The organism is Candidatus Krumholzibacteriia bacterium, assembly GCA_035649275.1.
GTDB lineage: Bacteria > Krumholzibacteriota > Krumholzibacteriia.
Window position 1 is genome coordinate 1 of sequence record DASRJW010000055.1, and the last position, 7,344, is coordinate 7,344.

Sequence of the window (7,344 nt, forward strand, 5' to 3'; positions counted from 1 at the left end):
CCGGGCTTTCCTGCAGCTGGAGCCTGCCGCCGGGGAAAAGCGACACCGGCGCTGCGGCCCCGCTGAACGCCTCCTGGATCGAGAAGCCGCCCGCACCTGCCCGGGTGGTCAGCACCGCGACCGAGACCAGGCTCGCTCCGAGCAGGAACGCCGCGCGGCAGCGCCTGGGTGTCGAGCCTGCGGTCATCGGCTTCCTCAACGCAACACGCTGATGCGTTCGACGAGCGGCGAGGGGACTCCCGCGGCAACGCTCACGAAACGACATAGATAGACGCCGCTCGCCAGGTGCGAGACGGACCAAGGGATCTCCTGGGCGGCACCGGCGTGCGCCACACCGTGGTTCTCGAACACCAGCTCGCCTTCCAGGTTGTAGATGCGAATCTCGTAGGGCCCCTCGCTCGAGGCCGTGATGCGAAGTAGCACCTGCTGTCCCCGGGCCGGATTCGGGTAGGCCAGGAAAGGCTGCTCGAGAGCCGCCAGCCGCGTCCCGGGCCCGCCCACGGGTCCTGCCGGGGCGGCGGTGGCGAAGCTCGTCCTCGCTGCACCGGCCCCGAGGGAAACCCACCCGGGGCTTTCCGAAGCGCCACCCGGAAGCGAAAAAACGCTAGCTGAAGCACTGGATACGGCAATCACCTCACGTGTTTCTCGAACCCCGTCCAGGTCCTCCGCCAGGAGCGCGGCCGGGTAGAAGTCGGGGAGCACTTTACGCGGATACCCGGGAACGAGGGCCCCGCTCGCGTCGAGGGCGTAGAGAAGTCCGGTGTCGGTGCTGCAGAGAATCTCCGGCAGCGCATCGCCCGTCACGTCGGCGACGACGGGCGGGGTGACGATGTGCGTCGCCGAGCGCAGGGCGAATAGGTCCTGGACCGCCCTCGGCGTGGAGAAGAGCCGGGCGCCGCGGCTGTTGCAGCCAGCGATCCGTGTGGCGCTGGTGGCCACGAGGTCGAGAGCGCCGTCCGCATCCAGATCGGCGAGCGCGAATCCCAAGTAATCGTCCGCGGGCAGATCGCGATACTCGTGCAGCACGGCCCCGGTCGCCGCATCGACCACACGCAGGGCGCCGCGAGAGTTCATCACCACGATCTGCGCTGCCGTCGCGCCGGGTTGCAGCCGGCCGCCGCCCACGTAGAGCGTCTCGGTCAAGGGGAGGTCGTCGGGCCCGAACTGCAGCAACCGTTGCAAGCCGGGCAGGGAGTAGATCTCGAGGACGAGGCGCGGGCCGGACGAACCAGCTTGTCGCCGCCCGACCAAGGCTACCTCTGCCACCTGCGGGCCGGGGGGTTCCGGCAAGATGTTGCCGACAACGATGCCGTCCTCCCGCCCCGGTTCCAGATCGAAGGTGCTGCCAGGAAAACCGGCGGCATTGAAGGGCAGCCAAGCGCCGTCCGCCGTTTCGGCCACGCCGATACCCTCGGCCTCGGCGAGGACGAGGCGACCTCCGGCGCCCCCGGGAATCTGCAGCGGGAATCCGGACCGGGGCGGCAAGGTCGTGCCGTCCCAGTTCGCCTGCCACAGTCGCAGCGAGTCGACATCGAGGGCCGCCAAGGTGCCGAAGGCATCGCCCGCGAAGGACGGCCCTGTGGCCGCGAGCGATCCCGGGTGTAGACCGGTCTCGAGCAGATCCGCGCGCGCCGCCGGACTGAACAGGTGCAGCGCCGTCGAGTCGACGAGAGCGATGACGTTCCCGAGGCCGCTCACGGTGGTGACGAGAGCGCTCCGCGGCTCGACCTGGAGCAGGGAGTCCGGCGCCACCCGAAACGTCTGCGGCCAGCCGGCGACGCCATCCAGAGTGCGGGCGTGCAGCACGTGCGCTTCCGGCCGGGAGGTGACGACGTTGGTGATCTCCCAGCCGGTGAGCGCCCAGTCGTTGTTCCAGTTGTTGGGTACCGTCTGCGCCCGAAGCTCGGTGTAAAAACCCTGCCGGAAAGCATCGTTCCAGCCGTCGCCGTAGAAGCTCGCGGTCGGCAGCCGCCAGTCGCCGATCTCGTAGTCGCCGCTCGCTTCCACCACCCGCAAGGCCCGGTAGCGCTCGTCGTTGTTGACGCTGTTCGTCGGCAAACCTTCGGCGAGCGGGCGCTCGTCCACGTGCCACACCAGGAGGCCGAAGCCGGACTCGCCACACGCCGAGTTGGGGATGCTGTCCGGCGCCGACGGCGCCGAGATCCAGAAGTCGTACTCCCCGGTGTTGTGACGCTCACGCGACGGCTTGTTCGCGTCGTCCTTGCTCATCCAGAGCACCACCCCGGTATCGGCGTCCCGGTTCAGATAGGGGCAGAAGTCCACGTCCAGAGGGATGCGACGTCCGAGAAGATCGCGGCGGTTCTCTACCAGGAAGTATTCCTCCGGCGAGACATCGAGTCGGGCACAGGTCGGGAAGTCGCCGAAGGCCGCGTCCCCGTTCGGGGGCCGCAGGACCACCGAATCCTGCGGCGCCCGCAGCACCGTGGGCTCTTCCCAGCCGAGGAGGACGCGATCCATGGCGGAGAGACCCGTGGGCAGGAGGCCCAGGGCGAAGATCGGCTGCTCCTCGTTGCCGGGCAGGACGAAGGCGAAGACCGCGGCGCTGCCCGAGTCCATCAGGCTCCACTCGCCCACCGCCGGCAGACCGAAGCGCGTGTCGTACCAGTCCGGCAAGCCGAGCAGGTGGCCGAACTCGTGACACAGAGGTCCCTGGATGCTGCCGAGGAGACCGTCCTGGATCGTCGCTTCCGGCAGCACGAGGCCCCAACGCACCTCGCCGCTCCCGCCTTGCACCGGAACGGAGTCGACGAGGGTGATGAAGAAGGTGGGCAGATCGTTGGGGCTGTCCTGGTTGATGTCGTTCTGTAAATCGCTCCCCGGGTGGGCGAGAACGATGGAGCCCAAGCGCTTGCCGGTGGGGTCGTAGGTGTAGGGGGTGAGATCGAGCTTCCCGGCCGCCTCGCGGTCGAGAAGCCCCACGGCGTCGCGGAAATACCGTTCGAAGGCTTCCAGCGTCCAGCGGCCGCCGGCGCCCGGCCCATAGTCGGCGATGTCCCCCAGCTTCAGGCTCGGTTCACCCTCCGGCGGGAACACCTCGCCCTCCACCACGAGTCGGCCGCGCGACATGATGTCGTAGTAGCTGCGCAGCGCCAGCAGGTGCGCCTGGAAGTACGCCACCTCGTGGGGCGGCGGATCGATGATCGCGTTCGCATCGAAGTCGAGGAGGAAGTCGCCGTTCGCCGCCATGCTGGTCAGGTTCGGGGCGCGATTGGTGGCGAAGCCGATGCGCGCCACCAGGATGTGCACCGTGTCGACCTCGCCGGTCTGGGCCAGGGCCTGGCTGCGCCGCAGTCCCTGGGGCAGGCGTGGGCGCTCGCGCGCCGTCGTCACACGGAAGGGCGGGACGCTACGCAGGCGCGCGGCGCGGCGGAGCTTCTCTGTCGCCGCCGGCGTCGTCGTCGCGAGCTCGCGCCGCGGCAGGAGCTGGGACTTCCCCGTGGCCGCCGCGGCGGGACCCGCATGGCTCAAGAGCCACGCCAGTCCGAGCCAAGCAGCGATACGGAGCCAACTCTGGAGGCGCGGCACGTGCATGCTCACCGGGGAACGGTTGCAGGGGTTGGGTCGCAGCAAGAATCGAGTGCCGCCACCGTTCCCCCGTGGGGCAGGCAGGCTCAGTAGCGGTACCAGAGCGCGAAGCGATGGACGCGATCGAGACCCTGGGCCTGCGGAGCGTTGGCGTACTCGAAGGCGGCTCCGCTCCAGCGCAGGCCCAGACCACCGGTCGGCGACCGGATGTCGCCGTCGGAGTCGTGGACGTAACCGGCGCGAATGGCGAACATGTTGGCGTAGACGAACTCGCCGCCGAAGTGGTGGACGTCGAAGTCCCCGATGTTGGAGCCCCAGGCGACCAGCGACCGTTCCCATTCGTAACCGAAGCGCAGCTCACCGACCTCGGAGCGGTAGACGTCGTAGGTACCACCCACACGCAGCATGCGCGGCATGGGATCGCTCTGGTCCGCGTCGATGAAGGTGATGTCCGGTCCCAGGTTGGCGAGGAGAGCGCCAGCGCGCACGCGACCCTGGGCGTACATGGCGCCGAGATCGAAGCCCCAAGAGGAGCCGGTGCCGCTGCCCGAGCCGAGGGCGTCGGGGATCTTGTCCTCCGGCGCCAGGTCGATGCGCACGTATTTGACCGCCACACCGAGGCCGAGATTGGGGAGGAACTTGAAGCCGAGCGCCACGGCGGGGGACATCTCGTAGCTGCTGAAGGTGCCCTGCGGGTTACCGCTGGAGTCCACCGCCTCGCTCTCGCCGTAGCTCAAGTAGGTGAAATCGACCTGCAGGGTGCCGATGCTGCCCGTGGGCCACACGTAGCCGCCATAGAAATAGAAGACGTCGTCGGCCAGATCGGGGACCAGCTTCGAGTACATGAGGCCGAAGGTCGAACGGTCGACGAAGGCGAGCAGCGCCGGGTTGCCCCAGCGGGCCGAGTAGTCCAACGGCAGCGAAGTGTACATACCACCCATGGCTTCGCCCCGCACACTCGGGGCGATGGTGAGGCTGATGGCACCGGAGCCGTCCACCGCGCCCGCCGTGGAGGCGGCTACGATCGCGGTGGCAAAGACGAGGCAGGCGAGGAACGGACGAGAGAGTGGACGATGCATTGGAAACGATGACCTCCGAGCAGAGCGACGGGCGCACACGCGTCCCGCGCGGGCGTATCCCCGGCGACCGTCCTGCAACTTCCAGGCCGCGGGGGGCGCGCTGTCTGCAACTCCCAGCGGGTCCTACGTGGCACCAGTCCATGCGGCGCAACCCGTTGGACTTCAAAGTTCTCCACCGCACGAGAGAGAACTCACTCGAAGCGTGACCCGGATTCCCAGGGCCGGCGCGGCAGCGGTGGCGGAGCGTGGGGCCGTGGGCCCGTCCTCTGGGGAGGGCAGGTGCGTCCCTTTTGGGGGACGGGTCCCCCTGCTAGTCCCGCATGATGACGACCTTCCCCACGTGCTTCAGAACCGGCCCCTCCCCCGGAGTGTCGCGCCGGGGCCGCGCTTCTACCCGATAGAGATAGGTGCCGTTCGCCAGCGGGTCGCGGGCGAAGTCGAGGCCATCCCAGCGGATCGATACCTGCTGTGGCGTGTCGACGAAGCTCTCGTAGCGCCAGACCTCGCGCCCCGAGGAGGTGAACACCCGCAACAGCACATCCGCCGGATCGGTGAGCTCGAAGAAGAAGAAGGTGCGATCCTTGAACGGATTGGGGAAGGCGACGACGTTCGCCATCAGCTCCGCCGAAGCCGGCACCACCTGGAAGTCGAGGCTCTGGGTGCTGCGGTTCTGCAGATTGTCCGAGGCGATCAGCGTGGCCTTGTGCCCTCCCGCCGCCAATCCCTCGGGCAGCGGCACGCTCACCGTGCCGACGCTGTCGCTGCCTTCGGCGTAGCGGAACTGCGCGGTGACGTTGAGAGGCTGGTTGCGCTCGTCGAAGTCGAGGAGGATCGAGCTCGGCAGCGTCGTGCCCTGGATGTTGATGCCGTTCTCGTCGCGGATCTCGCCGAAAAGCTGCGTCCCCGGCTTCACCTGCGTGAGATTGTTTTGGAAGTAGAGGCGGATGCGCGGCGACCCGAGCGACGAGTCCGGCACGGCGGCGCGGACGACACGCACGGCCTCGGCAGCACCCTTGGCGTCGTTGCCTTCGCTCGCGGCGAAGCCGTAAGCGCTGAGCCGCGCTTTGGCGCCGAGCTTGGCGCCGAGCGGAACGACGAACTGGAAGGCGAAGAGACCATCCTGCACGCTCACCCTGCCGCGATACAGCGGCGGCCCGGGCAGGTCGTAGGGGATGCGGACGAAGGGTGTCACCGGGGATTGGTAGCCGCTGTCGTCGGCGCTGCCCAAGACTTCCACATCGGCGCTGCCGTCGAAGCTGTCGAGGGGTACTGTCTGGCCAGGCAAATGCACCATGGCCTCGACGCGAGCGCTCGTGCCTGCTTGCAGCGAATCGGCGCCGCTGGTGAAGGTCACCTCCGCCTCCGGGGACTGGAGCACGAGCGAAGGATCCCCGAGGAGGACATAAGCTTCGTTGTTGAGGCCGTCGCTCGCGGGCGAGCGGCTCTTCCCCAGCATGTGGATGGTGCCGAGGGGCACCTTCGAGGTGGTGCCGTCGACGAACATGGCATCCCAGATCTCCACGTTGTAGTCCGCATTGGCATCCGCGAAGGTGAGCTGCGTCGCCGCCATGGCGGCGACGGCGCCGCCCGCAGAGCTGGCGATCATGTCCTCGCACATGCTCTGCAGTTCCGGCGCGTCGAACTCCGCCACCGTGCAGCTGAAGGCCATGAACACCGGCAGCTGCCGGCCGTTGGTGAGGGCCGGGATATCGGTGGAGAGGAAGAGTACCTCGTCCGCCAGCTGTCGCGGCGCGCCGTGGCCCTGATAGCAGACGAGGGCGCAGCCGTCGCTCCAGGCCCGGATGAAAGCAGCCCGGCCTTGGGGCTTCTGGCCGAGCGTCGCGTCATACTCGGTCAGGTAGATCTTGACGATGTCCCAAGACTCAGGCGTCCGCGGCACCAGGCGTTCCATCCCCAGGACGTGTTCGTCCTCGTAGCAACCCTGCCCCGGCTTGCATTCGTCGTCGGCGGAGAGGACGACGCGCGTCCGCCAGGCCTCGAAATCCGTCGAGTTGTCGTACTCCACGATCTTGTCCACCAGACGCTGGGCCTCCGCCGAGCTGCGCGGCGTGAGTCGCCCGACTCCGATATCCGGCACCGCGTGGACGTTGCCGAGGCCCGCGGCCCGGGGCATGTCCATCTCCCCCAGCCAGTCCTCCACGGCGAACCAGCGACGCAGGTGCTGCGGTGACAGCTGCTCCACCCCGGCATCCATCGGATCGGCGTACCAGGCATGCACGGTGGGGACGAGCGTCGGCGTACTCCCCGCTTCGAGCCGGCGCGGATCATGAGTGGCCTCGCCGAAGAGGAGCGCATAGCGCAGGCGCGGCGCCGTCTCCCCCGGCGGGAAGGGCTGGGTGTAGAGCAGCTTGAGATAGTTGCGGATGGCGAGCGGGTCCACCCGGGCGCCGGAGAAATTCTCGTAGATGTCGGCCACGTCGACCACTTGCACTTCGGGCGTGTGCCCCAGCGTCGCGGCGCCAGGGAAGTGGGCGCGGCGGTGCTGGGCGAAGCGCTCCGCCTGCTCGAGCAGCGAGGCGTGGGTGATCACCACCATGTCGGGTACGACCGCCGGCGTGCGGAGCGGTCGCACATTGCGCAGCACGGCGTCGGGGGATTCCACCAGCGTCGGCGTGTTCACCCCCAGGAAGTGGGTGCGGATGCCGCTGCCGCGCCCATAGCGCAGACGCCAGACCCCGGGCGCTCCTCCTGGGCTCGC

Annotated in this window: 4 protein-coding genes; all 4 read right to left on the minus strand. The window is 68.5% G+C overall.

Annotated features, from left to right (window positions below):
- Positions 1-187 (minus strand): hypothetical protein (locus VFE28_05665; GenBank protein HZM15470.1); only part of this gene is annotated, 187 nt, incomplete at its 3' end.
- 8 nt (positions 188-195) lie between these two features.
- Entirely contained in the window at positions 196-3,552 is a 3,357-nt protein-coding gene (locus tag VFE28_05670) for an immune inhibitor A domain-containing protein (GenBank protein HZM15471.1), read from the minus strand.
- Between the two features lie 80 nt (positions 3,553-3,632).
- Positions 3,633-4,625 carry a PorV/PorQ family protein gene (locus VFE28_05675; GenBank protein ID HZM15472.1) on the minus strand — a complete coding sequence of 331 codons (993 nt, stop codon included), beginning with the start codon at positions 4,623-4,625 and terminating at the stop codon, positions 3,633-3,635.
- Positions 4,626-4,935: 310 nt separating this feature from the next.
- Positions 4,936-7,344: C25 family cysteine peptidase (locus VFE28_05680; GenBank protein ID HZM15473.1), on the minus strand; the 2,409-nt coding region annotated here is incomplete at its 5' end.